General features: G+C 44.0%; 25 protein-coding genes and 2 tRNA genes. 14 read left to right on the top strand and 13 right to left on the bottom strand.

Annotated elements, in window-relative coordinates; genetic code table 11:
- Nucleotides 1-14: 14 nt before the first annotated feature.
- Entirely contained in the window at nucleotides 15-1,595 is a 1,581-nt protein-coding gene (locus tag J3P40_RS12610) for a M1 family metallopeptidase (RefSeq protein WP_256006197.1), read from the bottom strand.
- A gap of 102 nt (nucleotides 1,596-1,697) precedes the next feature.
- Between J3P40_RS12610 and J3P40_RS12615 the strand changes: the two genes are divergently transcribed.
- Together J3P40_RS12615 and J3P40_RS12620 are read left to right on the top strand one after the other, a co-directional pair.
- The gene (locus J3P40_RS12615) at nucleotides 1,698-2,222 is read left to right on the top strand and encodes a superoxide dismutase family protein (protein WP_256006199.1); all 525 of its coding nucleotides are present in this window, start codon (nucleotides 1,698-1,700) and stop codon (nucleotides 2,220-2,222) included.
- Nucleotides 2,223-2,280: 58 nt separating this feature from the next.
- Complete coding sequence (locus J3P40_RS12620; protein ID WP_256006200.1) at nucleotides 2,281-2,739, top strand: ferritin-like domain-containing protein; 459 nt, start codon at nucleotides 2,281-2,283, stop codon at nucleotides 2,737-2,739.
- A gap of 35 nt (nucleotides 2,740-2,774) precedes the next feature.
- Here the strand turns inward: J3P40_RS12620 and J3P40_RS12625 are convergent, their stop codons facing one another.
- A complete protein-coding gene (locus J3P40_RS12625; RefSeq protein ID WP_256006203.1) occupies nucleotides 2,775-2,978 on the bottom strand; it encodes a KTSC domain-containing protein in 204 nt (67 codons plus the stop codon).
- A gap of 98 nt (nucleotides 2,979-3,076) precedes the next feature.
- Between J3P40_RS12625 and J3P40_RS12630 the strand changes: the two genes are divergently transcribed.
- Both J3P40_RS12630 and J3P40_RS12635 read left to right on the top strand, forming a co-directional pair.
- The gene (locus J3P40_RS12630) at nucleotides 3,077-3,715 is read left to right on the top strand and encodes a DUF4136 domain-containing protein (RefSeq protein ID WP_256006205.1); all 639 of its coding nucleotides are present in this window, start codon (nucleotides 3,077-3,079) and stop codon (nucleotides 3,713-3,715) included.
- A 2-nt stretch (nucleotides 3,716-3,717) separates the two neighbouring features.
- Nucleotides 3,718-3,963: a hypothetical protein gene (locus J3P40_RS12635; RefSeq protein WP_256006206.1), complete on the top strand. Its 246-nt coding sequence runs from the start codon at nucleotides 3,718-3,720 to the stop codon at nucleotides 3,961-3,963.
- Here J3P40_RS12635 and J3P40_RS12640 read toward each other — a convergent pair.
- Together J3P40_RS12640 and J3P40_RS12645 are read right to left on the bottom strand one after the other, a co-directional pair.
- Nucleotides 3,952-5,295, bottom strand: a complete 1,344-nt coding sequence (locus J3P40_RS12640; RefSeq protein ID WP_256006208.1) for a deoxyguanosinetriphosphate triphosphohydrolase — start codon at nucleotides 5,293-5,295, stop codon at nucleotides 3,952-3,954. The two genes, J3P40_RS12635 and J3P40_RS12640, sit on opposite strands and share 12 nt — an antisense overlap.
- Nucleotides 5,296-5,616: 321 nt before the next feature.
- Nucleotides 5,617-6,774 (bottom strand): glycoside hydrolase family 172 protein, encoded by a 1,158-nt coding sequence (locus J3P40_RS12645; RefSeq protein ID WP_256006210.1) that lies wholly within the window; start codon nucleotides 6,772-6,774, stop codon nucleotides 5,617-5,619.
- A gap of 73 nt (nucleotides 6,775-6,847) precedes the next feature.
- Here J3P40_RS12645 and J3P40_RS12650 point away from each other — a divergent pair, with 73 nt between their 5' ends.
- Nucleotides 6,848-7,330, top strand: a complete 483-nt coding sequence (locus J3P40_RS12650) for an FKBP-type peptidyl-prolyl cis-trans isomerase (protein WP_256006212.1) — start codon at nucleotides 6,848-6,850, stop codon at nucleotides 7,328-7,330.
- Between the two features lie 137 nt (nucleotides 7,331-7,467).
- A complete protein-coding gene (locus J3P40_RS12655; protein WP_256006213.1) occupies nucleotides 7,468-7,680 on the top strand; it encodes a hypothetical protein in 213 nt (70 codons plus the stop codon).
- On the opposite strand, the gene J3P40_RS12660 is transcribed toward J3P40_RS12655, so the two are convergent.
- Both J3P40_RS12660 and serC read right to left on the bottom strand, forming a co-directional pair.
- Nucleotides 7,677-8,534 (bottom strand): sigma-70 family RNA polymerase sigma factor, encoded by an 858-nt coding sequence (locus J3P40_RS12660; protein ID WP_256006215.1) that lies wholly within the window; start codon nucleotides 8,532-8,534, stop codon nucleotides 7,677-7,679. The genes J3P40_RS12655 and J3P40_RS12660 overlap by 4 nt on opposite strands.
- Before the next feature lie 12 nt (nucleotides 8,535-8,546).
- On the bottom strand, nucleotides 8,547-9,653 hold the full coding sequence (gene serC, locus J3P40_RS12665; protein ID WP_256006217.1) for a 3-phosphoserine/phosphohydroxythreonine transaminase: 1,107 nt from the start codon (nucleotides 9,651-9,653) through the stop codon (nucleotides 8,547-8,549).
- A gap of 371 nt (nucleotides 9,654-10,024) precedes the next feature.
- Here serC and J3P40_RS12670 point away from each other — a divergent pair, with 371 nt between their 5' ends.
- Nucleotides 10,025-10,495, top strand: coding sequence for an Lrp/AsnC family transcriptional regulator (locus J3P40_RS12670; protein ID WP_256006219.1), 471 nt, complete (start codon nucleotides 10,025-10,027; stop codon nucleotides 10,493-10,495).
- Here J3P40_RS12670 and J3P40_RS12675 read toward each other — a convergent pair whose 3' ends face one another.
- Together J3P40_RS12675 and J3P40_RS12680 are read right to left on the bottom strand one after the other, a co-directional pair.
- Entirely contained in the window at nucleotides 10,496-11,419 is a 924-nt protein-coding gene (locus tag J3P40_RS12675; RefSeq protein ID WP_256006221.1) for an endonuclease/exonuclease/phosphatase family protein, read from the bottom strand.
- A gap of 16 nt (nucleotides 11,420-11,435) precedes the next feature.
- Entirely contained in the window at nucleotides 11,436-12,101 is a 666-nt protein-coding gene (locus J3P40_RS12680) for an HAD family hydrolase (protein ID WP_256006224.1), read from the bottom strand.
- A gap of 73 nt (nucleotides 12,102-12,174) precedes the next feature.
- On the opposite strand from J3P40_RS12680, the gene J3P40_RS12685 reads away from it, so the two are divergent.
- Nucleotides 12,175-12,258 (top strand) — tRNA-Leu (locus J3P40_RS12685).
- Nucleotides 12,259-12,306: 48 nt separating this feature from the next.
- On the opposite strand, the gene J3P40_RS12690 is transcribed toward J3P40_RS12685, so the two are convergent.
- The 5 genes from J3P40_RS12690 to J3P40_RS12710 all read right to left on the bottom strand — a co-directional run bounded on the left by J3P40_RS12690 (nucleotide 12,307) and on the right by J3P40_RS12710 (nucleotide 16,551).
- Nucleotides 12,307-13,155: an aldo/keto reductase gene (locus J3P40_RS12690; protein WP_256006226.1), complete on the bottom strand. Its 849-nt coding sequence runs from the start codon at nucleotides 13,153-13,155 to the stop codon at nucleotides 12,307-12,309.
- Nucleotides 13,156-13,204: 49 nt separating this feature from the next.
- Nucleotides 13,205-14,479 carry a glycoside hydrolase family 99 protein gene (locus J3P40_RS12695; protein WP_256006228.1) on the bottom strand — a complete coding sequence of 425 codons (1,275 nt, stop codon included), beginning with the start codon at nucleotides 14,477-14,479 and terminating at the stop codon, nucleotides 13,205-13,207.
- Nucleotides 14,480-14,542: 63 nt separating this feature from the next.
- Nucleotides 14,543-14,980, bottom strand: coding sequence for a tail fiber domain-containing protein (locus tag J3P40_RS12700; protein WP_256006231.1), 438 nt, complete (start codon nucleotides 14,978-14,980; stop codon nucleotides 14,543-14,545).
- 52 nt (nucleotides 14,981-15,032) lie between these two features.
- Nucleotides 15,033-15,293, bottom strand: a complete 261-nt coding sequence (locus J3P40_RS12705; RefSeq protein WP_256006233.1) for a hypothetical protein — start codon at nucleotides 15,291-15,293, stop codon at nucleotides 15,033-15,035.
- Nucleotides 15,294-15,444: 151 nt separating this feature from the next.
- On the bottom strand, nucleotides 15,445-16,551 hold the full coding sequence (locus J3P40_RS12710) for a hypothetical protein (RefSeq protein WP_256006236.1): 1,107 nt from the start codon (nucleotides 16,549-16,551) through the stop codon (nucleotides 15,445-15,447).
- A gap of 156 nt (nucleotides 16,552-16,707) precedes the next feature.
- Here J3P40_RS12710 and J3P40_RS12715 point away from each other — a divergent pair.
- The 6 genes from J3P40_RS12715 to J3P40_RS12740 all read left to right on the top strand — a co-directional run bounded on the left by J3P40_RS12715 (nucleotide 16,708) and on the right by J3P40_RS12740 (nucleotide 22,251).
- A tRNA-Lys gene (locus J3P40_RS12715) sits at nucleotides 16,708-16,783 on the top strand.
- A gap of 475 nt (nucleotides 16,784-17,258) precedes the next feature.
- A complete protein-coding gene (locus J3P40_RS12720; protein ID WP_256006238.1) occupies nucleotides 17,259-18,041 on the top strand; it encodes a sensor histidine kinase in 783 nt (260 codons plus the stop codon).
- Complete coding sequence (locus J3P40_RS12725) at nucleotides 18,038-18,793, top strand: LytR/AlgR family response regulator transcription factor (RefSeq protein WP_256006240.1); 756 nt, start codon at nucleotides 18,038-18,040, stop codon at nucleotides 18,791-18,793. The genes J3P40_RS12720 and J3P40_RS12725 overlap by 4 nt, the downstream gene beginning before the upstream one ends.
- Before the next feature lie 140 nt (nucleotides 18,794-18,933).
- A complete protein-coding gene (locus tag J3P40_RS12730; RefSeq protein WP_256006243.1) occupies nucleotides 18,934-19,854 on the top strand; it encodes a DUF6268 family outer membrane beta-barrel protein in 921 nt (306 codons plus the stop codon).
- Between the two features lie 9 nt (nucleotides 19,855-19,863).
- Entirely contained in the window at nucleotides 19,864-20,733 is an 870-nt protein-coding gene (locus J3P40_RS12735) for a lysophospholipid acyltransferase family protein (RefSeq protein WP_256006245.1), read from the top strand.
- Nucleotides 20,734-20,808: 75 nt separating this feature from the next.
- Entirely contained in the window at nucleotides 20,809-22,251 is a 1,443-nt protein-coding gene (locus J3P40_RS12740; RefSeq protein WP_256006246.1) for a serine hydrolase domain-containing protein, read from the top strand.
- Nucleotides 22,252-22,269: the final 18 nt, after the last annotated feature.

A 22,269-nucleotide genomic window follows, 5' to 3' on the forward strand; every position in this document is an offset into this window, starting at 1 on the left:
ACAACAATATGATACTACTTGAACGCCCCCTCTTTATGAAGCAGGTTAAAATAGTTGTCGAGTGGTATCCCCAAACTCGTTTCCAGAGCTTGCTGCAAGTCCTTAGGTTGGGGATGTTTATGTTTCCATTTGCTGAAATAGCTCTTAAATGCAGCGTCCATTTTCTCTCTACCCACCTGACTTTCCAGGATGAATAGCCACAACGCTGTCTTCACATAAGAGATAAGCCCATACTCTTCAGACGATTTAAATTGGTCGGCCGGTATATCAATTGGGGAATCCATCGGAACGCTGCTCAGCGCACCGTAGAGACTTTGCAGAAACTCCCTTTCAGGAAGGGCTCGGATCTCCGCCGGTATTGCATCCCCGAATAGTGAATTCAATCTATATTTTTCAGCCTCATATCTAAACTGGAAGTAGGTATTAAGACCTTCGTCCAGCCAGGTATGCTTGCGCTCATTCGATCCCAGCATACTCATAAACCAGTTGTGCCCAACCTCGTGTGCAATCACCGCATCGAGCGACTCCTTTTTGGCGTCCGGACTGGTAATCAATGTGATCATTGGATACTCCATACCCCCGCTTGAATTGTTTGCCGGCCCCTCAACAACCTGTACTACCGGATACTCATACTCTCCAATCCAACCGCTGTATTTCTTAACAGCATCTTTTGTATAATCAATGCTATTATTCCAGATCGTTGGGGTTTTATCGTGATAGTAATTAAAAACATCAATGATCTTTCCTGAACCAAGCTTTGCCGTATCGTACTGTATCACAAACTTTTTGTCGGCAAACCAGGCAAAGTCGGGGACGTTTTCTGCTACGTAAGTCAACGTTTTTGTGACAGCCTTGCCCGATGGAACATATAACTGCGGACGCTTGGTTCTGTTCGAAGCATTGCTTGCGCCGATTTTCTTATACTGGGCAAGTTCTGCTGCCGACTTCAGTTCACCCGTTGCACCAACCACATAAGCGGAGGGAACCGTAATATTTACCCTGAAGTTGCCATAATCAGCATAAAACTCCCCCATGTCAAGATAAGGAAACTCATGCCAGCCTTCCTTATCATAAACTGCAGGTTTAGGATACCACTGGCAAGCCATAAACTGACCATCAGCAAAGCCCGACCTAGAAAAATACGATGGCAGCTTTACCCGGAAGTCGGTTGTAATAACCACCGAATCTCCAGGTTTAAGCGGATTGTTGAGTTTAACCTTCAACACATCAATATATTGCGGATTCGGATGGGGCTCCGTGCCGGCAACCTTACCATCCGCCTTAAAGGATAACTGATCAATATAACCATACGTAACATCTTCGGCCTTTTTTACGCGAGCGGTATCATTCTTAATCTGCCTAAACAGCGCCGTTGAATCGTGCTTGTAAGCATTTGGCCATATATGAAACCAGATAAAATCAAGCGTCTGCGGCGAATTGTTTTTGTAAACGATCTTTTCGAAACCTTTAAGCGACTTGTCCGAATCATTCAGCGTTACATCGATGTTGTAGTTAACCTGCTGCTGCCAGTAATTTTCCTGTCCGAACGCAACAGCGCTTATCGAAAAGATAAGCATAAATAAGAATTTTCTCATGCGGTTTTAAACGAATCCCCCGGGTTTTTAGTACCCAAATATATAACAACTGAAACTATTATATGTTCTCCATGTTTCTATATAAATCAAAATATATTCACTATGAAAAATCTTTCAAGCCTTATCGTATTGGGCGCCACACTGCTTCTTTCTTCCTGCGCTGGCGGCAACCACGAAATTGCCTCAGCGAAATTGTCTGCTACGGCCGATAACAAAGAAATGGGGATGGCCACCTTCTATGCCGAAGATGACAACAAAATCAGGATGGAACTTGAAATTAACTATCCGGCGCGGGCCGACAGTATTGTGGCCGTACACTTCCATGAACACGGCGATTGTGGCAATATGGGCGAAAATGCCCACGGCCACTGGAACCCCACAAAGGAACCCCATGGCAGATGGGATTCTGGAGCCCACCACTCAGGGGACATTGGGAACATACAGCTGGACAGCAAAGGAAAAGGTCACATCAGTGTGGTAACCGACCGGTGGACGGTCACAGAAAATGATGTAAACAGCATCATTGGCAGAGGAATTATCGTGCATGGCGGAACCGACGACTACACCACTCAGCCAACCGGCAACTCTGGTCCAAGAGTAGGCTGTGGCGTCATCGAGAAAAAATAATTTTACAAACCATTGCGAAGTCGAGATGTTAGACAAATACATCAAAACCTTTAATGACATGGAAAACAATAAAGTAAATGCAGAAATTCTAAATGATCTGATCCAGATCAACAACGACAGAGTTGCCGGATATCAGAAAGCAATTGAAGAGCTCCGCGACGAAGACAGCGATCTTAAGACACTGTTCACCGAAATGATCGTTCAAAGTCAGCGCCTCAAAGCAGAACTTGCACAGGAAGTACAGGTACTTGGATCTGATGTTGAAACCGGTACAACCAATTCCGGAAAAATATACCGTGCCTGGATGGATGTGAAAGCGATGTTTACAGGTCACGATCGCGAGACCGTACTTAACAACTGCGAATTTGGCGAAGACGCCGCTCAAAAAGCGTATCAGATGGCTCTGGAAGACGAAAGTCTGTCAGCACACCTTAGAACAATTGTATCAGAGCAAAAATTTGATCTTCGCGGATCGCATGATGAGATCAAAGCACTGCGCGATCACGTAAGTCACTAAGACATTTAGTTAGTTCTTGTAAAGCTCAGGTTTGGTTAGTCCAGATCTGAGCTTTCGTATTCATAGACGCCCTTTATGCACTTGTTGAGGTAGGCGCCTTTCGATCTTGCAGTTTTGAGCGACAAATATGCACCCTGCGGTACATTTTTGTAATAATATACCTTTCCAGACTGAAACACCACCGTAAGTATTTTCAAACCGGCATCATAATCTATATGTTTAACAACGCTTGAAGGCATGCCTTTTGTAATAAACAAACCATTTTACATTGGGTTTAGTAAATAATGCAATCAAATCCTCTACTGGATTGTTATTCCTATAAGCAAATATTCATATTATGAAACGGATATATAAATTGGGTTTGATTTTCGGTGCGGTGGTAACATGTATCGTTTCCTCCTGCAGCAGCACCAGACTGGTCTCCTCATGGAACGCCCCTGATGCCTCTTTGCGAGGCTTCAACAAAGTGCTTGTCATCGGGTTGATGGGCGACAGAGACAGGAATTTAAGAGAAAACACGGAAAATGTAATCGTCAGGCGCCTGCAGTCTTACGGAATAAACGCCGGTTCCGCCTATGCCGAATACGGACCCAAAGCTTTTGAAAAATTAGAAGAAAAAGCAGCCCTAAGCAAGCTCAAGGAAAAAGGCTACGATGGTGCATTTACCGTTGCCCTTCTGGATAAGAGCAAAGAAAAGCGATACACTCCGGGAATGATGGGCATATACCCCGGCCCTTACCGGTTTTGGGGATACTATAACATGATGTATACCCGCATTTACGAACCAGGATATTACACGGTCACAAACAACTTTATGCTGGAGGCAAATTTCTATGACCTGAATGCAGACAAGCTCCTTTACTCCGGGCAGGCCAGATCTGTAGATCCTGCAAGTCCACAATCCCTAGCCACCGAATTCAGTGATAAAATATTTAACGACATGACCCAAAAGGGGATTATAAAACAAGCCGAATAAATATGAAGATATTCCCGATCACGTTTACCGTAGGCTGTCTTGAGCTTGACGCCATTGTTACAGCCTCAGAAAACAACGACCGTTTTAAAGTTGAGATGGTAACGGGCGAGCCGCATCCCATTATCCTCAACCGTTGCCCCGAAGGCAACTGGAGTATTGAAAACTTCGGCACACGCAGCATGTCGGCCCAGGCTTTCCTTGACATCGAACAAGCCATCGAGAAACATCTTAACTTGTCAGCTGATTGAAGGGAAGGAAATGCCTTTTATCTTTCTGAACATCTCAACAGCATAGATATCCGTCATACCCGAAACGAAATCCAGTACACTCTGGATTTTGGAGTAAGGATCGGTGCTATCGGTTAGAAACTGCCTTGGAATAAGTTCTATGAGTTTTTTATGGTACTTCGACTTGTTCTCAAGATACGCGGGAATAAATTCCTCCAACAAACCCTCCATGACCTTGTAGCCCGCCACTTCAATCTGGACTACTGATGAATCGTTGTAAATGCGCTTCACAGATATGCGCTCAATATCTTTCATCACCGTATGGAAAGTAGCCGGAATAGCATCCATCAAACTTTTATTGAATTCGCCTGAAAGGATAGCCGTTTGCTCGTTGAAAAAAACCTCAGAACATAAGCCGATCAGCGTACTGATAGACTTGGCACGCATGAGCGTTATCCTCGCGTCATGATCGTCTATCTCAGCCAATCGCGTCTCTATATTGGCATCATTGCACAACGGCAGCAGCAACTGTTTAATCTCCTCGTAGCTAAGTATACCAAGGCGATGCGCATCTTCCAGATCAATAATATTGTAGCAAATATCGTCTGCAGCCTCGACAAGGTACACCAGCGGATGCCGCATATATACCGATGGATCCTGCTGCACATGAATAAGCCCCATTTCTATGGCCAGCTTCTCAAAAGTACTCTCCTCAGAAACAAAATATCCATACTTCTTCGTGTAGACCTTTGTCTTATCGTGACCGGCCGAAGATGCGCATGGATACTTCGCGATAGCGGCTAGTGTGGCGTACGTTAGCGCAAATCCACCCGACCCCTTACCCTTAAACTGATGCGTAAGTATCCTCAGGGCATTGGCGTTACCCTCAAAATGTACAAGGTCGTTCCACTGCTGCGCGTTCACCTGATCCTTATAGATACGCCCGCCGCCATTAATGAAGTAGGAAGATATGGCCGATTCCCCCGAATGGCCGAATGCAGGATTCCCAAGGTCATGCGCCAGACAGGCCGATGCCACGATATTTCCAATTTCAGCAAGTAAAGGGCAAGCGTTGTCTATGTCAGGATCGCTTTCGCGCATCCGATTATAAAATATCGTGGCGAGCGAACGGCCCACACTTGCCACTTCAAGACTATGGGTAAGCCGATTATGCACAAAAACGCTCCCGGGCAAAGGAAAGACCTGAGTCTTATTTTGCAGTCTCCGAAAAGGAGATGAAAAAATAATCCGATCATAGTCGCGCTGAAATTCCGACCTCGCCTCTTTTTGATTGCCTTTGAAACGATCTTCGCTGCCCCATCGCTTTGCCGACAGCAGCTTCTCCCAGTTCATTGTTTGCGTATTCACGCCGCCAAAATAGAATTAATTTGTGGTGCTGACAAAATCAAAGCTATCCGGCACGAGAATTGTTAGTTTAAAGTCATATAACTTAGTGTATATTGTACACTATTGTTGCATTACTTATATTTGTCCTAACAAAAGCCTTTACGGAACGTAATAACAAGCTGACAAAGGCGTTTGATAGATAGAAAATAAATCACAATCTCATGTACTGGTACAGAGATTGTATTAAAAGAGAAAACCGTTCATACAGGTTTATATTTGGTTAGAAAAGGGTTGTGTCTGGATGGAACTACCCTTTTTTTATTTTATCTAATTTACCTCAAGATCATCTCTCGACGGAAGTTTAGGAAAAGGCGCATGAGGCTCACGCTGATACCAGTAGGCTACGGTCACAATATCTGATTTTTGCGGCAGATACCGTCCACCGTCACGCCATCCTAAGTCCTGAATAGTTACCTTAAGATCTTTATCAAAACGAATAGGATCCATAACATGCCAGCGATACATACCGAAGCGCTGCTGTGAGCGGTAAGTGCCGTCAGGACGGATTACCTGATGAAAGCCCGCATAAGATGTGCTGAACTCAACATATTTACCGCCTCTGTCAAAATTATAAGAACCACAAAAGTAGTCTTCCGTACCCGTTCCGGCTATCGTCGGATAGGTTTTGTCGCCATCCATAAAGAACTTGATCTCCCCTTCACCCCACCAGCCAACATTATTCACACCCAGCCCCATGTAGGTCCCCACATAATGTCCTTTACCCTTTATGCCGTCTATAATGGTGTGTACCGAGGTCATGTTGGGGTTACTTCGTCTGTATTGCGCGTGAAAATAAGCCTCGTCTTCACCTACGGTCGTTAAAGTATAGTTCACTTGGTAATACAGTCGCATCTCGTCGCGCGGATTGATATTTTCGAGCGTAATCCGGCACTTCTTACGGAAAGGCATCTTCCAGTAACAGTTAAATGCACTTCCTGGATTAACGGTCACCGGCAAAGAGTTTAAAGGAGCGTATTCTCCCCATCCCATTCCAAAAAATGCGCCTACAGGACATTCTACAGACGCTTCCTTTTCGTCGTCCCAATAAAACCTGAGGATTGAAAACTGCCAGTTGCCTGTAGGGGTCATCCAGATTTGTTGAATAGCTCCGGGACCTTCCATTTCCGCAATGGTGATCGTTTCTCCACTTTTTACAATAATAAAGGGATTCACTTTCCAGCCTACTCCCAAGTCGCGCGCAGCATTTGCCACATTACGCTGACCCTTCTGCTTCGCAGGATCAGCCATGGCAGCCTTTCCCTTTTCCCCGGTAAAATTTTCGGGACTTATGGAACGGGTTTTAGCATCAGACAATCTCGACAAACTGCCCAGGTTCATGTCAAGTCCGTTGAACTTTTCAGGCGTCTGCCCATCAGCGTGCGATACAGCAAATAATAATGCAGCGCAGGCGACTAACTTTTTCATATGGTTTTATTTGGTGTTTCGGAATATTCCGAAACCAATATAAAAACATTATCCTTAACTTGTATATTTGTATATGAACTACCTGAAGCACATCCTGATATTGGCCTGCGTGATGATCAGCATCGCAGCCTGCAAGAAAGATGAAGTTGAACCCTTCGATGAACTTGCACAGTTTCACATTGATACTACTGCCATAAGAGCCTACGTTAAAGCCAACAATATTTCCGTTATAAAACAGGAAGATACCGGCATATTTTACCAGGTTACCACGGAAGGAGACGGTGAGGCCATTACACTGAACAGTTCCCTAACGGCCACCTACACAGGAAAAATATTAAACGGACCAGAGTTTGTAACCACCGGCTCAACACCAGAAACATTCTCTTTAAAGGGTGCTATGCTTGGGTGGCAGGCCATTCTTCCGCTTGTAAAAAAAGGCAGCACTGTCCGTATGTTCTTGCCATCCTTTTACGGTTACGGACATATTGCAAACGAACGGGTACCGGCAAATTCGGTGCTTGATTTCGTAGTCAGCATTGCCAAAAACACGAATTAAGGTTTTCACCGGTAAATAGCGGGTCTTTACCGCCTCTCACTTACTGATGACCTTGTGTGTATTCCCTCATGCTTACTTTTTCTTCATTTTTGAACCAGAGTTTGAAACAAATTATCTCATTCCAGGTCAAAGAAGAAATGAACACATCGATTTTTAAGACAAGTTTAACGCATAAGAGGGACATTAAAAAAATAGAGCCTGTTTTTGACATGCTGTTTGGAGAAAAAAACTGGCTCTTTGCTTTTGAAGACAGGCTCCTAAGCGTGGTATCGTCTATACCATGCGTAGAAGTAGTCAGGTATCTGCTTAAAGAACGCGGCTATAACTGCGAAGAAGTGTCCTTTTACTAAATATATTCCTTTAGCCGGGTCAGGTTTGCTTTCCGGAGCTGGGAGATTGTGCTCGCGCGTATTTGCCTCACTCTCTCTTTACTTAGATCATTTCTTATGGCCACCTCTTCAAGCGTCATCGGACCTTCGCCGCCAATACCCATGATTTGCCTGAGAATATTGGCATCCCGCTTCCCAAGCGAAGCTAAAAGCCTCTCGGCTTCAACGCCAAGCGATGACTTTATCACAAGGTGATCCGCATCCAGCGTATTGGGATCGGCCAGTCCGCCGCCAATATCAAGATCACTATCCTCAGAAACCTTTTCATCAAGCGACTTCATATGCCCGTCCTGCCCGAGTGTTTTCGCGATAATATCCGACTCTGTTTCCATCACTTCCGCCAATTCCTCTATCGTCGGCTCGCGTTCCAGCGATTGCTCAAGGCTAGCAGCATTATGCTTTATTTTATTTATGGTAAGTATCTGGTTCATAGGCAGCCTTATCATCCGCATGTGTTCGGATATTGCCGAGAGCATCGCCTGCCTGATCCACCAGACTGCATAAGATATAAACTTGAAGCCCTTACTTTCATCAAACATCCTGGCCGCCTTCATTAGACCCAGATTACCCTCACTCACCAGGTCACCAAGAGAAAGACCAACGCCCTGGTATTTTTTGGCACAGGAGATAACAAACCTTAGATTGGCCTTAACAAGTTTCTCATATGCCTGCTCATCACCGAGTTTTATCTTTCTGGAAAGCCTGACCTCTTCATCAGCTGAAATCAGATCTATTTTGTTGATTTCACTTAAGTACCGGTTTAAAGAATCGCTGTCCCGGTTTGTAAAAGATTTTTCGATACGTATTTCTCTCATCGCCGCGGTCCATTATATAGCCATATTATATTCAGCCTGTATTTTCCCAACACCAATTTCTGCTTCAAATTCCTGCATAACCTCTACCAGGAGCGCCACGCTTGATATGGGCAGCGCGTTATACAATGAAGCCCTGAACCCGCCAACGGTCCGGTAGCCTTTTATACCTACAATACCCCGGCTGGAGGCAAAGGAAAGAAAGGCCGGCTCCAATCCTTCATCATGCATTTTAAAAGTAACGTTCATTCTGGAGCGATGAGCCGGAGTAGCCAATCCGTAAAAGAGCGCGTTACGATCAATCTCCTGGTACAGCATTGCAGCTTTTTTCTTATTCTGATGCTCAATAGCCGGTATCCCACCCTGATCTTTAAGCCATAACAGATTAAGCATCGCCGTATAAATGGAGAAAACAGGAGGGGTATTATACAAACTGTTATGGTCTTTATATACGCGATAGTCGCTCATAGCAGGTATGGCCTTATCAATTCTTTCCAGTAGCGCGTTTTTCACGATAACCAACGTCAGCCCCGCCGGACCCATATTTTTCTGTGCGCCAGCATAGATAAGGTCAAAATCACGTACGTTAATGATCCTGGAAAAAATATCTGACGACATATCGCATATCACAGGAACCTTAGTCTCTGGAAGATGAAACATCTCTGTACCCTCAATGGTGTTGTTGGATGTACAATGCAAATATGCCGCATCATGCTTCTCGTCAATATAATCCGGGATGTACGAGTAATCCTTGTCTGCAGAAGAGGCCACTACCCTTACCTTTCCGAATAAACTGGCTTCTCGGATCGCTTTTTGAGAAAAGTAACCCGTGTCCAGATAGTCGGCACGCAAACCCGGCTTCAGGAAATTCATCGGAACCATGTTAAACTGCGTACTGGCCCCGCCCTGAAGAAAAAGCACCGAGTAGCTATCGGGAACATGAAGAAGTTCCCTGATCAGGAGTTGTGTTTTAAGAATCACCGCCTCAAACTCAGGAGAGCGATGCGAAATTTCCAGGATAGACAGACCCATACCGTTCCAATCCAATACCGCCTGAGCTGCCCGTTCCGTGACCGACGCCGGTAAAATACAGGGGCCTGCACCAAAATTGTGTTTTTTCATGTTTAATAAGTCAGTTGAATAACAGAAACCCAGAGTTTCCGAGGATAAAGTTCAGAGGTTAAATTATTTATTACTTTATGTCTGTATCATTTTGGTAAAAAAAACGGAATCGAGACCAGAATCACCAATATTATTTGGTTAGACACTGTTTAATGCCTGAACGCAGAATTTAATTTTTAGCAAAATAAAAAGCCGCCCTAGATAATGTAAAATATACACTAAGCAATCACAATACATATATTTTGAGCAAAACATCAAAATATTAGAATCCAATTGATTTGCAATATAACAGAGCATTTTATACATTTGGGCGTACTGACAGATACAACCAGACCTTACTAAAAGAAATACACTAAGCCAAAATCACCAGGATGCACAACCACAAACTTGATGAAACAGATTTCGACATTTTGCGTCTGGTACAACGCAACGCACTTTTATCTTATAAAGAAATAGGTTTTAAGATCAAACGCTCGGCAAACGCCATCTTTGAACGCGTAAAACGACTTAGGGAAGAGGGCTATATCAGATCTACCGTGGCTATGGTCGACTACAGCAAACTGGGACCTGTATTCATCGCATTTCCGCACATCAACCTTACGGCCCATTCAGAAGAGGCGATCATCAGCTTTCAAAAGACTGTTACCGCATATCCCGAGGTCATGGAATGCTATAACTTGACCGGGCACTACGACTTCATGCTTAAAATCATGATGCCAAACATGAACGCCTACAATGAGTTTTTAAAAACCAAGGTGGCAAACCTGCCCAACGTTGGCAGTATTCATAGTTTCCTGGTCCTGTCGGAGGTAAAAAAAGAAACCGCCTATCACTTTCTATAGCTATTTTTTAAACTCAATAACAGCCATTACAGGGAAATGATCCGACGGAAGTTTAGCCTCAAAGGCTTTCAAGCTCAGTTCCCTCGGAAAATTCCCCGAAGTATTCACGTCCCCTGCATCAGCCCGCGTAGCCCTGTAGCTATCTGTAAGCACACCATAGCGCTTTACCACCACCTGTTTAGTCAAAAAAATGTGGTCGATCCGGCTATTCGTTTTAGAATTTATTTCAAAATGATTGAACGTGCCATTGGTGGCATAGCGGAACAGCGCCGTTTCGTAGGCATCACGCACCACATTTGAACCATTCATGATCTCATAGATTTCATTGGTCTGGTCTACATTAAAATCACCGGTCAAAATCACCGTCTCATTGGAAGCAAACTCCCTGATTTTTGCCATAATGAGCTTTGCACTTTCTCTGCGTGCTTTAATGCCTACATGGTCGAAATGCGTGTTAAAAAAGTAAAATTTGGTTCCCTTTTCAATATGCTGAAATTCACCCCATGTGCATATTCTTGGCAACGCGGCGTCCCATCCCCTGTTGGGGCTATCCGTTTTTTCCGACAGCCAGAAATTGCCGCTCTGCAACAGCCTGAACTTTTCCGGTTTATAAAAAATAGCGGCATGCTCGCCCGACTTTTTCCCGTCGTTGCGGCCTACACCGATGTACCTATACTCCTGAAGCTTAACCGACAAATCCTCCAGCTGTTCATGAAGTCCCTCCTGTGTACCGAAGATATCGAAGTCATGAAACCGTATCAGATCTGCAACAACAGGCATGCGCTGATCCCAGCCATTTCCATTTTTGGCATCGCCACTGTTTTTATATCTGATATTAAACGTGGCCACATTCAATTGCTGCGCAAACGAACCGTTCACCGCAAAAACCAACCCCAACAAGAAAACTGATACTTTTTTTAGCATAGCACAAGATAGTAAATTAATGGGAGCCAACCAGCTCAGCAACAGTCTGATAAGTCAAACCCTCATAATTATGTATATAAAGGTCGCATGGAGGAAGTTCCTCCTTGGCATGTGATGTTAACACCCCGACTACTTTCATTCCGGCATTTAGCGCAGCGGATACACCAGAAAAAGAATCTTCGAACACCACACAATTATCCGGACTTACACCCAGATTCTTCGCCGAAGTTAGATATACCTCCGGGTCTGGTTTATGGCGGCTTACATCCTCGCTAGCCATAATAGAGCCCAGTTTTTCCCGGATCAGCACCTTACTCAAGATCAGCAACAAATTGGCCATAGGCGCAGAAGTAGCCACCCCTATTTTAGCGCCATTCCGGTGCAGATCATCCATAAACCCCTCCAATCCCGCTACCGGCTCAACATGAGGCTCGTAAATCTTTCTAAATAAGCTTTCCTTCTCATCCTCCAACTCAAGCAACTCCTGCCCGCTAATAGGGCGCTTCAGGAAATGACTTAAAATATAACTGTTGCTTTTGCCAAACATATGCTCGGCAAATTCCTCATCTGTGGGCGACAAATCCCTCAAAGAAAAAAACTCACGGAAGGCAATAGAATGGTAAGGGTTTGTGTGACAGATCACTCCGTCCATATCAAAGATTACAGCTAGATTTTTATTCATTAAACAAAGATAAGCATGTTTTTTATAATACTTTTTCTATATTTGCGCCCATTAAACCTTATCGTTTAGTCATGCCCGGATGGCGAAATTGGTAAACGTTGCGGTCTCAGAAGCCGTTGGAGTAATATCCTTGAGAGTTCGAGTCTCTCTTCGGGCACAAAGGGAACAACCCGCAAGTTGTTCCCTTTTTTATTGCATTAAATTTCTAAAAATCAACCTCATCCGGATTCAATCCAGACCCGCCTATATACGGGAAAGCATTGATCCTTTGCATATCCTCCTCGCTGATCGCAAAATCAACTTCAAGGTTTTGCTTTATCCGCTCGGGAGTTACAGATTTAGGCAATGGCAAAGTACCATTCTGCAGGCACCACCGCACACATAACTGCGCAACGGATACATCATATTTCGCAGCAATCTCTTTCAAGTCAGCATTGTCAAGCATCCGGCCCGTACCAAGCGGTCCCCAGGCCTCGATCAAAATATTATTATCGCGACACAGGGAAACCGTCTCCTCCTGCATTTGTCCAGGATGAAACTCGATCTGGTTTACCATAGGCATAACCTCCGCTTCCGGAATCAATACCTCCAAATGGTGTGGCAAAAAGTTGCTTACTCCAATCGCTCTGATCCGCTTTTGCTTATACAACTCTTCAAAAGCCCTCCAGGTCTGCTCGTTCAGTCGGTGCCAGTTGGCAAACTGCTTTTCATTGGCAGGCCAGTGAATCAGGTAAAGATCAAGATATTCCAAACCAAGATCGGCCAGGGACTTCTCGAAAGCCCATATCGTTTTATCATAACCGCGCTCACTGTTCCACAACTTGCTGGTTACAAAAATATCCTTCCGTGCTACACCCGATTCAGCTATTGCCTTTCCTACACTCTGCTCATTCTGATAAACCGCTGCAGTGTCAATATGCCGGTATCCGTATTCCAATGCTGCTTTCACAGCCGATACCGCAGTTTCGCCATCTGGCGTTTGCCATGTTCCAAAGCCTATAGCGGGGATCTCTACCCCGTTCGCCAATGTATATTTTGTGTTTATAGATTCCATACCAGTAATTACATGAACCATTTAAAATTGTTTGAAGTTTTGGTAAAAGCTACCTGATCGGAGGCGGTGGCGTTGCCCGCAAAGGCAACTCCCTCCTAAGCATCTTACCAGCATAGCCGCTAAGATACAAATAGTAGTCGGAAGGCACATCCGCTTCAAAGCTAACAAATGTACTTGCGCCAACCGGCGGATTCTTCGAAACTTTGAAAATCGCCGTAGCCTCATCAATTTCATCGAACATCGCGATATATATTGATTTTGCACCTTGCCTCAGCGCCCCTTCAATCTGCTTCCAGAAAAAGGTACCCCGCTTGCGCGGAATCTGATCCGAAGGCGCCGAATTGTTCATGTTATGCCAGCTAAACCCAGGAAACACCACTGCCGTATAATCCAGCCCGTTAGCCTTACACCAGACCATATCCTCGCGCTGCACCCCGGCATATCGCCCATAGCCCGCTTCATCTCCATACCGACCGATGGTCCATGGATGCACAATATCCGCTTTTCTGATCAGTTCATGCAGAAAAGGATCACTCTGCGTATCATTTCTCAATTCACGCCAATACGTAGGCACACCCAGCATTACTGAACAGCCCCCATATACCGGATCGTTTTTCAAAAACTCTACAACGCTGGCAACATCTTTAATCGTGTATTTCCGGTTGTCGTTAAAGCCTACACCCCATATCACGACCAAAGGCTTACCTCTATGAAACAAGTAGGTTTGCGTTTTACCCTGACTGGTAATCTTCATGCTATCCACCAGATTCTTCCAGTCGGCGATAAGCACCTGCATATCAGCCATGCCCTGGCAGCCCGATAGATCGTACATCACGGAGATAGCCCTGCCATACTTCTGCGAAGCGCTGAGCGCGTTCTGCAAGACCTTGTTAAAATGATGCCGACCTTTCTTCCCTTTTATTTCTACAAGAAACCGCTGCATAAACACGCCGTCGACACCGTAATCCTTCATCCATTTAAAATGCGTATCGACGGTCGACGAATCATAGGCACTGTGCACAAAAGCCGTACTGCCATCAGCATGCTTAAAATTGGTCTGATACGTACGTTTTAGCTCGCCGACTTCCGGCCACAGATCAACGTTGGTAAAGCCCGGCTCAAACTTTCCCTGCCGGGTGTAATGGTACCAGCCCCGGCCGGCACCATCTGCCTCAGCGTTGTGCCAGCCCTGATAACCCGCCATAACCAGTCGCGAGTAGCTCTTAAACAACCCCGCCCTACCATGCCTGCTCTGCGCCCGCACCATACCATACGGCAGCGACACCACAAGCAACAGCACAACCAAAACAACATTCCGTTTCATAGCCTGAATATAAAAAAAGCACCGTGTAAACACGATGCTTTAAACTAAAAACACTGGCAAAACTTATTTGGCCTTCTGCTTCAACTGGTTTAGCTGAACCTTAAGGCTTTCTATCTGCTCCTGCTGCTCTTTTATGGCAGCCACAAGCACAGGAATGAGCTCCTTCGTATCCACTTCACTATAGGTAGCAACCTTATGGCTGTTTTTGCCCGAAGGATACTGCTTCGAGGTTTGTTTCACCAAACCAGGGAAAGCCGCAGCAACATCACTAGCCAGAAAACCATAATGCTCACCGGCAGGTAAATTCAGATGCTTAAACTTCTCGACATCATATTTAAAAACAACAGGCTGTAAACTGGTCAGCTGGCGGGTTGTATTCGAAATCTGACCCACACCAATCTTCAGCTCCTTTTCATCGATTTTCTGTGCATTCGCACCAACAGCAGTCACACTCAGTAAAAGTCCCATCAAAGAAACTTTACCCAACATTGAATATTTCATAAAGTATAATTTAAATGATTAATAAAATTTAAAAGAAAATTAGTCGCGCCATTTAAACAGCGGCACCGTCCGGAGGCGGACAAGACGTAGAAAGATGAACCGTCAGGGTATTCGGATTGCCCCGTCCATCAAACGTTGAAAACAGAACAACAAAGGGGACGGCAGCCGCCACCTCAGCATAAAGTTCATCAGGATATTCCGTCAGTTTATTTTCTTTAGAATCCTCATCAGGAACCTCGTCCGAAGACTGGTCTAGATGATAGGCGTAAGCAGGCAAACCAGAATCAGCAATCAGATCTACTCCTTTTGCCAAAACAAATGATAACAACAAGAAAATGCCTGCTATTTTACTTAGCATAGTATTCGTCGTTTAACTTATAATTGGTTGCTCTTGCTAACAAATATACAGTATAACAACTCAGTTGCAAACATCGTTTTGTAAAAAACAGAGGCAGCTTAAATAATTATTCGATAATCTTTCGCTCACGCAGAATGTCGGCATTCTTTAGAAAAACCTCCTCTGAAAGTTTCAATACTACCACACCATGAACAGCGTCCCAGCCAAACCTCTGAACACCCGTAGCATCCTTAATGTGCTGTATGCCTAAAGCCGGCTGATTTGCAAACAATATGAATGGCTGAGGATGCTCCGCAGTGGGCCTTACCCGAATGTATTTATCACCTACTGAAATAACAAGCAGTGTTTTCGCGTCATAGGTAGGTTCCCAGCCGCCTATTCTCATCCATGTCTCAGAACATTTATGACCATCCGCTTCCCACTCAAAAATAAGCAACTGATCGCCCTCAAAGCGCATATTAGTTACAAACCGCTTCTCTTCCCCTTTAGGAAGAGCATTGTTTAAGGGCCACTGATTCTCCTCATAATTGCCTTTTTTCGATGGCACGTTGCCCGTAAAGTAGTTACCCGCAAAAGCCGTCCGTGTGATAAAGTCCTGCGGATTAATATCTGCAACCGAGAAACTAGACCCATCATATAACTTCACTCTCCTGAAATGCCTCACAGTCTGATCAGCAGTCTGCCCCCTACCGTAGTCATATTTTAGCAAGTCCCAGCTCCCCACGATCTTTGCCGCCATGGAATCCACGACTTGTGGCGCAGCCGCCGCCTTGGCTTTTTTAACCCTCGACCACACTTGGCGGTGGTCTGCCCCATCCGCTACCCAGGTGAACACTAATTCATCTTTATTCAAGATCGATAAGTTCTTCCGAAAGAGCGCATTCAAAACAGGTTTAAATTGTGGCGTTACCGTAGTTGCATGCTCCAGAAAATTACTATTTAGCGAATCCGGGTGATAACGGTACGAACCAGTCATACTCGCCAGGTTACGGCCCGTCTTTGGCTCGCAAAAGATATCAGTATAGTTATACCTAGTGTGGATACGGAAACGTTTAAAATTTTCCATGCCCTTTTGGCTCGCGCCCCCTTTTGAAATCATATACGAACTAAGTTCCCAAGTACCAATGATATGGTTGCTCAGCGAGTCGCCCTGAGCGAAACTTTGACAGACAGATAGGCATAACAATAACCAGCCCGCAGCAATGATCTTCATAATGATTCACGTTAATTTCCTGTCAAGATAACAAGAAATGTGGATCTGAAAAAATAAAGATCCCTGGCAAGCTTGAGTTGGCGACTTCAACTTTTTAAAATTTTTATAGTAAAATAAACATTTAATTCTATCTTTGCACCTCCTGAAAAGGGGAATGATTCCGTAGCTCAGCTGGTAGAGCATTACACTTTTAATGTAGTGGTCCTGGGTTCGAATCCCAGCGGGATCACCACTTGGGACAAATCTGAATATATGGATTTGTCCCATTTTTTTACCCTCCAATTTCCTGTTAATCTGACAAATAAAAGCAATAGCAGAACCTAGCCTCAAAGTTCGATGTCTTGTTCCGTCAAATCCCAACAATTCAGTGCGACACCTTGAATTCATCCCTTAAATAATGAAGTTCATCGGAAAGTCGGAATAAATAAAACACATCCTTGATACCTAAAATATATTTTTGGACAATGATTCGAATAAAAAACATTAATATAAAGAGACTCACAATCTTCTTTTTTTCGACACTGGTATATGCCCTTTGTCAAATGCTTTTTACCATTGTTTTAATGAAAGAAGATTTATGGCGGAATTTTCATATACAGCTGTCAGCCCATTATGTGGTAATTTTTGCTATGTGTATAGCCGATTACACTTTATTAAGGTTCTTGAATAAAAATTTACCTTATTCAAAGAATATATTCTTGCGAATTATGGCAGATATTGCGGGGATAACCTTGATATGCCTGATATTACTATGGGTATTTAATTTTCTGATTTATGACGTGTTCCGCATTCCTCAGGAGGGACTGCCCCCGTTCCACGTTAAGTTTGCTTTTGCCATGTCAACAAATATTCCTATTCTGTTGGTCTTTGAGTTGATTCATTATTTCCAGTCTGAACAGAAAGCGATAGCCGATTCAGAAAAAGCCAAACGTGAGGTTCTGCTGTTTCAGCACGAGACATTGAGATCACAGATAAACCCTCATTTCCTGTTTAATTCCCTTAATGTATTGTCATCTTTGATATATGTAAATCAGGAAAATGCCAACAAATTCACGAAAGCTCTCTCAAAAACCTATCGCTATGTACTATCCCTCACGCAACAACCGATAGTGTCCATTACGGAAGAATTGAATGCTTTGGATTCGTATATATTCCTCATGCGGATGAGATTCGAGAACTCCTTTACTTTTACGGTAAACAAAATATCGCCCAATAAACAGCATAAGATTATCCCCCTGACGCTGCAGCTGCTTATAGAAAATGCATTCAAGCACAATATCGCAACGGAAGAATCAACATTAAATATCACAATCAATATTGATTACGAACATATCACAGTCGAAAACAACATCCAGCCATCGGGCAGTGCTGATAAAGGTGGAATCGGGCTAAAATACATTACCAGGCAGTATAAAATCTATGCTAAAGAAGTTACGGTTGATCATACCGAGGAATTGTTTATTGTAAAAATCCCCTATATACAGTCATGAAATACCTGATCGTAGAAGATGAGCGGTTTGCATACGAAGAACTGAAACGTATGATGATGAAGTTACGTCCAGACTATCTCTTGGAAATGCAAACGAAAACGGTCATAGATACCATTGTTTTTCTGAAAGAATCTGTTGTCGATCTTATTCTTATGGATATCCGTCTTGCAGACGGCAACTGCTTCGAAATATTTAGCCATGTAGATGTTACAACACCTGTTATATTTACAACAGCTTACGATGAACATGCCATTAAAGCATTTAAGCTGAACAGTATAGATTACCTCTTAAAACCATTTGATGAAAGTGAACTGGAGACAGCGCTAAGCAAATTTGAGAACATATTTTATCATCAATCTTATAAAACCAATTCGAAGAATTTTGAGCAGCTACTATCGCTCAAGACCAAAAACCGTTTCCTGATATCCAAAGGTGAAAACTATCATTATATTGAAACCAAGGATATTGCCCATTTTTACAGTGAAGACGGGGTCATCTTCCTCCACACGTTCAACGACAGGCGGTATATCATTAATTATACTTTAGATCAATTGGATCAACAGCTTGATAGCCGATTGTTTTTCCGGGTGTCGCGTAATTGCATCGGGAATGTCAAAGCCATTGAAAATGTTGCAAAATACTTTAACAGCCGTCTTAAACTTTCCTTTTCGCCGGAATGCCCACATGAGGTTTTGGTTAGTCGGATGCGAGTACCAGACTTTCTCAAATGGATGGACGGTATCCTACAATAGCTTGATACATAAAATCCATCTCCTTTATATTGCACTTCATTTACCAAAATCTAAAGTCTATCGCTTAGAGATTTCTTGATCGCAGCGTTCGCCGTTCTTTTGCCCAAAGAAATAAACAAGTATAAATACATTTTAAAATCGTGAAGACAATATCATTACTCTCAGCAACATGGGTTGTGCTTTTATGTCTGGAGGCAAAAGCACAGCAAGTATCCTTCAAGACAGAGTACATCGGAAATTCGGGCTACTACTATTTGCCTCCCGGCGAAAAACCAAGAGAAAAAATAGGTGATGCTAAAGGCTCGGCCATGGTTTATCAGGGAACTTTCAATATGCCCTTGTCCATGAAGTCAAATGAGCATAACCGTCCTACCGCTTGGGGAATTGGTTTTGGAGGGGCATACGTCTCCTTGCATAACCAAAACTTTTCGGAACATATGGTCTCCGAAATCATGAACTTACAGTTTGGCGTTTATCATTTACGTCCTTTAAACGACAAATGGTCCATGAGGGCAAGTGTCGGAATGGGGATATTTACGCCGTCCACCGATTTTACCGAAATCAGTTTCAAAAATGTGCTGGGCAGCGGGGGAATTGTTTTTATCCGTCATCTGAATTCCAATCTTGATATCGGAGGAGGTGTGGCTATAAACAGTTCTCTGGGATATCCAATGGTATTTCCGGCCGTTTACGTCGATTGGAGGCGTGAGGGAAAATACAATGTGAATATTGAATTGGGTGATGGCTTGGATGTGTCGATAGGTTATGCTGTCAACGAAAGATTCAAATTATCATATGCGCTTGAAATGAACGGACAGGTAGCCCTATTGGAAAAGGATGGTAAAGACGTTATATTCTCCCATCAATACATTGTTACGGGATTTCGCCCCGAAGTAAAGCTAGGTAAAAAAGGGCCATCCTTAACGGGTATGGCGGGGCTTAACCTGTTTCGTCCTGCGTCATACAGCGACAGAACATTGAAAGGTGTATTTGCAGGAGACAATGACTATCATTTTTCTGTTTCTCCATATGCTTCCATCGGTTTAAAGATGAAGCTTTAACTCATAAACATGAAGCAAGCCCTGCAGACTTTAACATACCGAGGTGTTTATGCAATTACCTATGTCATAAGCCTGTTGCCTATGAGTTTTCTCTATTCGATCGCCTCATTCGCTTTCCTCCTCGCCTATCACATTATTGGGTACAGGAAAGCGGTAGTCTTTCAAAACGTCGCACGTTCATTTCCCAAAAAGCGATATGGGGAGGTCCATGCTATTGTAAGAAAATTTTACGCTTGCTTTGTAGCTTATTTTGCTGAAATTATAAAAAGCGTCTCTGCTCCGGCAGAGGTGCTTAATCGGAAAATACTATTTGAGAATTTGGAGTTGGTAGACCAGTATATAAACTCGGGACGAAATGTCATTGCCTGTTTAGGACATTGTGGAAACTGGGAGATGTTAAACTTCATGCCATATAAAATACACCATGAAATATATGCTGTTTACAAGCCTCTTACGTCTGGGTCAATGAACAGGCTGATGATCAAACTAAGATCACGTTTTGGCATGAAGCTATTAGCGGACAGCGCAGTTATGCGTCATGTCCTATCTAATAGCTCAAGTCCTGCCGTATATCTATTCCTTGCCGACCAATGTCCACGCATCAAAGACGAAAAATATAGGTTTACTTTATTGAATCAAGAAACCTATTGGTTTTCAGGAATGGAAAAATTGGCGCGCAAAGGGCAGACAGCGGTTATCTATCTGCACATTACACAGCTATCAAAAGGAAACTACAAAATTGTCTGCCTACCGATATGCTCAAATGCGGAATCTACGACGGATGGCCAAATAACCAAAAAGTATATCGACCTCTTAACAGAAAATATCATGGAAGAACCATACGGGTGGCTGTGGACACATAAGCGTTGGAAACGATGATAAGGTTATTTTCAATGATATCAATACCGGCTAGTTCAACAGATTGTCTAAATTAGCCTACTGATAAAAAATCCAATGAAGAAAACGAAAGTCGTACTGATCTTATCGCTACTTTGCCATGTATGTTTACGTATCCAGGCGCAGGACTGGCAGGATACAGTAAATCGGATTGATCAGATTTTCGACATCTACGCAAAAGATCGCCCAGGTTGTCAAATCGCAATCAGTCGAAACGGACATCTCCTTTACTCGAAAGCTTTCGGTATGGCAGATCTTGAAAACCAAAAAGCAATGTCTCCGCAGACATTGATTGAAGCCGGATCCGTGTCCAAACAATTCACGGCGGCCTCCATACTCCTGCTGGAGCAGCAGGGGAAGTTATCCCTGGATGAAGACGTACACAAATACCTGCCGGAACTACCGCCCTATCCTTCAAAGCTTACCTTGAGGCAAATGATGCAACACACCAGTGGCCTTAAGGACTGCTGGGCGCTTCTGTCACTTTCCGACGCGCCAAGGGGCAGCAAAATTTACAGGAATCAGGACATACTTGATTTGCTCTCCCGCCAGAGCCTGAACCACTCGCCCGGAGCGGAATTTATGTACAGCAATGCCAATTACGTGCTGCTTGCCATCATCGCAGAACGCGTGAGCGGAGAAACCCTGCAAAGTTTCACACACCGGTATGTCTTCAAGCCAGCCGGAATGTCGCACACGCGCTGGCGGACGAATGCAAATGAGATCATCCGCAATAGAAGCATCGCCTATGCCCCAGATCAGAGCAGCTTTCTACCTGACATGCCTAACGAAGAAGTGTATGGCAGCGGCGGTTTGCTTACAACAGCCGAAGATCTGTTAAAATGGAACAAGTACTATACCGGTGATAGACTGGGCAAACCGGGGCTGCTGCAAAAGCAGATTTCGGGGTCGCCATTGAATGATGGACAAACGAATGATTACGCTGCAGGTCTGCGTATCGTTCAGATCAGGAACTGGAAAGTATACATCCACGATGGCGCCACGGCCGCTTATCGCAGTTCCCTGGAATATTATCCGGAAACCGGGCTTTCCATTGCATGGCTGGCCAACACTTCGGCCTTTGACGGTAAGCCCGACGGCCTAAATGAATTGAGGCAACTGCTATTACCGGAAAAAACTCCGGAAGTCAAGTTAGAAGCGAGGCAGGAACCGCCACAAAAACCGTTGAAAATGCCTGAGGTGGTCGCAGTTCCAAATGCCATCGATCCGATTACGCTGGAATCCGTCACAGGTCATTATTATTCAGACGAAGTACAGGCAGAACTTGACATTAAGCTCAATAATGATCAATTGGAAATCCATCGGAAATCAAATGAAGTATTTAAATTGGCAACCAGCTCTGACGGCAATTTCCGAATTCAGGATTCTAAAGTCACGCTACAAATACTGAAGGATAACCTCGGCAACATTTCCGCAATAAGTTTCACCACTCCACGCGTGAGGAACATCGTTTTCCGCAAGGTGTTGAAGACCAATTAGGCCATTCCTGCAATCCTG

The organism is Pedobacter deserti, assembly GCF_024436415.1.
Lineage (GTDB): Bacteria > Bacteroidota > Bacteroidia > Sphingobacteriales > Sphingobacteriaceae > Pedobacter > Pedobacter faecalis.

What these genes read in the sequence shown, in the direction of transcription:
- J3P40_RS12610 (WP_256006197.1), bottom strand. Translation starts at nt 1,595, where the DNA reads ATGAGAAAATTCTTATTTATGCTTATCTTTTCGATAAGCGCTGTTGCG.
- J3P40_RS12615 (WP_256006199.1), top strand. Translation starts at nt 1,698, where the DNA reads ATGAAAAATCTTTCAAGCCTTATCGTATTGGGCGCCACACTGCTTCTT.
- J3P40_RS12620 (WP_256006200.1), top strand. Translation starts at nt 2,281, where the DNA reads ATGGAAAACAATAAAGTAAATGCAGAAATTCTAAATGATCTGATCCAG.
- J3P40_RS12625 (WP_256006203.1), bottom strand. Translation starts at nt 2,978, where the DNA reads ATGCCTTCAAGCGTTGTTAAACATATAGATTATGATGCCGGTTTGAAA.
- J3P40_RS12630 (WP_256006205.1), top strand. Translation starts at nt 3,077, where the DNA reads ATGAAACGGATATATAAATTGGGTTTGATTTTCGGTGCGGTGGTAACA.
- J3P40_RS12635 (WP_256006206.1), top strand. Translation starts at nt 3,718, where the DNA reads ATGAAGATATTCCCGATCACGTTTACCGTAGGCTGTCTTGAGCTTGAC.
- J3P40_RS12640 (WP_256006208.1), bottom strand. Translation starts at nt 5,295, where the DNA reads ATGAACTGGGAGAAGCTGCTGTCGGCAAAGCGATGGGGCAGCGAAGAT.
- J3P40_RS12645 (WP_256006210.1), bottom strand. Translation starts at nt 6,774, where the DNA reads ATGAAAAAGTTAGTCGCCTGCGCTGCATTATTATTTGCTGTATCGCAC.
- J3P40_RS12650 (WP_256006212.1), top strand. Translation starts at nt 6,848, where the DNA reads ATGAACTACCTGAAGCACATCCTGATATTGGCCTGCGTGATGATCAGC.
- J3P40_RS12655 (WP_256006213.1), top strand. Translation starts at nt 7,468, where the DNA reads ATGAACACATCGATTTTTAAGACAAGTTTAACGCATAAGAGGGACATT.
- J3P40_RS12660 (WP_256006215.1), bottom strand. Translation starts at nt 8,534, where the DNA reads ATGAGAGAAATACGTATCGAAAAATCTTTTACAAACCGGGACAGCGAT.
- serC (WP_256006217.1), bottom strand. Translation starts at nt 9,653, where the DNA reads ATGAAAAAACACAATTTTGGTGCAGGCCCCTGTATTTTACCGGCGTCG.
- J3P40_RS12670 (WP_256006219.1), top strand. Translation starts at nt 10,025, where the DNA reads ATGCACAACCACAAACTTGATGAAACAGATTTCGACATTTTGCGTCTG.
- J3P40_RS12675 (WP_256006221.1), bottom strand. Translation starts at nt 11,419, where the DNA reads ATGCTAAAAAAAGTATCAGTTTTCTTGTTGGGGTTGGTTTTTGCGGTG.
- J3P40_RS12680 (WP_256006224.1), bottom strand. Translation starts at nt 12,101, where the DNA reads ATGAATAAAAATCTAGCTGTAATCTTTGATATGGACGGAGTGATCTGT.
- J3P40_RS12690 (WP_256006226.1), bottom strand. Translation starts at nt 13,155, where the DNA reads ATGGAATCTATAAACACAAAATATACATTGGCGAACGGGGTAGAGATC.
- J3P40_RS12695 (WP_256006228.1), bottom strand. Translation starts at nt 14,479, where the DNA reads ATGAAACGGAATGTTGTTTTGGTTGTGCTGTTGCTTGTGGTGTCGCTG.
- J3P40_RS12700 (WP_256006231.1), bottom strand. Translation starts at nt 14,980, where the DNA reads ATGAAATATTCAATGTTGGGTAAAGTTTCTTTGATGGGACTTTTACTG.
- J3P40_RS12710 (WP_256006236.1), bottom strand. Translation starts at nt 16,551, where the DNA reads ATGAAGATCATTGCTGCGGGCTGGTTATTGTTATGCCTATCTGTCTGT.
- J3P40_RS12720 (WP_256006238.1), top strand. Translation starts at nt 17,259, where the DNA reads ATGGCAGATATTGCGGGGATAACCTTGATATGCCTGATATTACTATGG.
- J3P40_RS12725 (WP_256006240.1), top strand. Translation starts at nt 18,038, where the DNA reads ATGAAATACCTGATCGTAGAAGATGAGCGGTTTGCATACGAAGAACTG.
- J3P40_RS12735 (WP_256006245.1), top strand. Translation starts at nt 19,864, where the DNA reads ATGAAGCAAGCCCTGCAGACTTTAACATACCGAGGTGTTTATGCAATT.
- J3P40_RS12740 (WP_256006246.1), top strand. Translation starts at nt 20,809, where the DNA reads ATGAAGAAAACGAAAGTCGTACTGATCTTATCGCTACTTTGCCATGTA.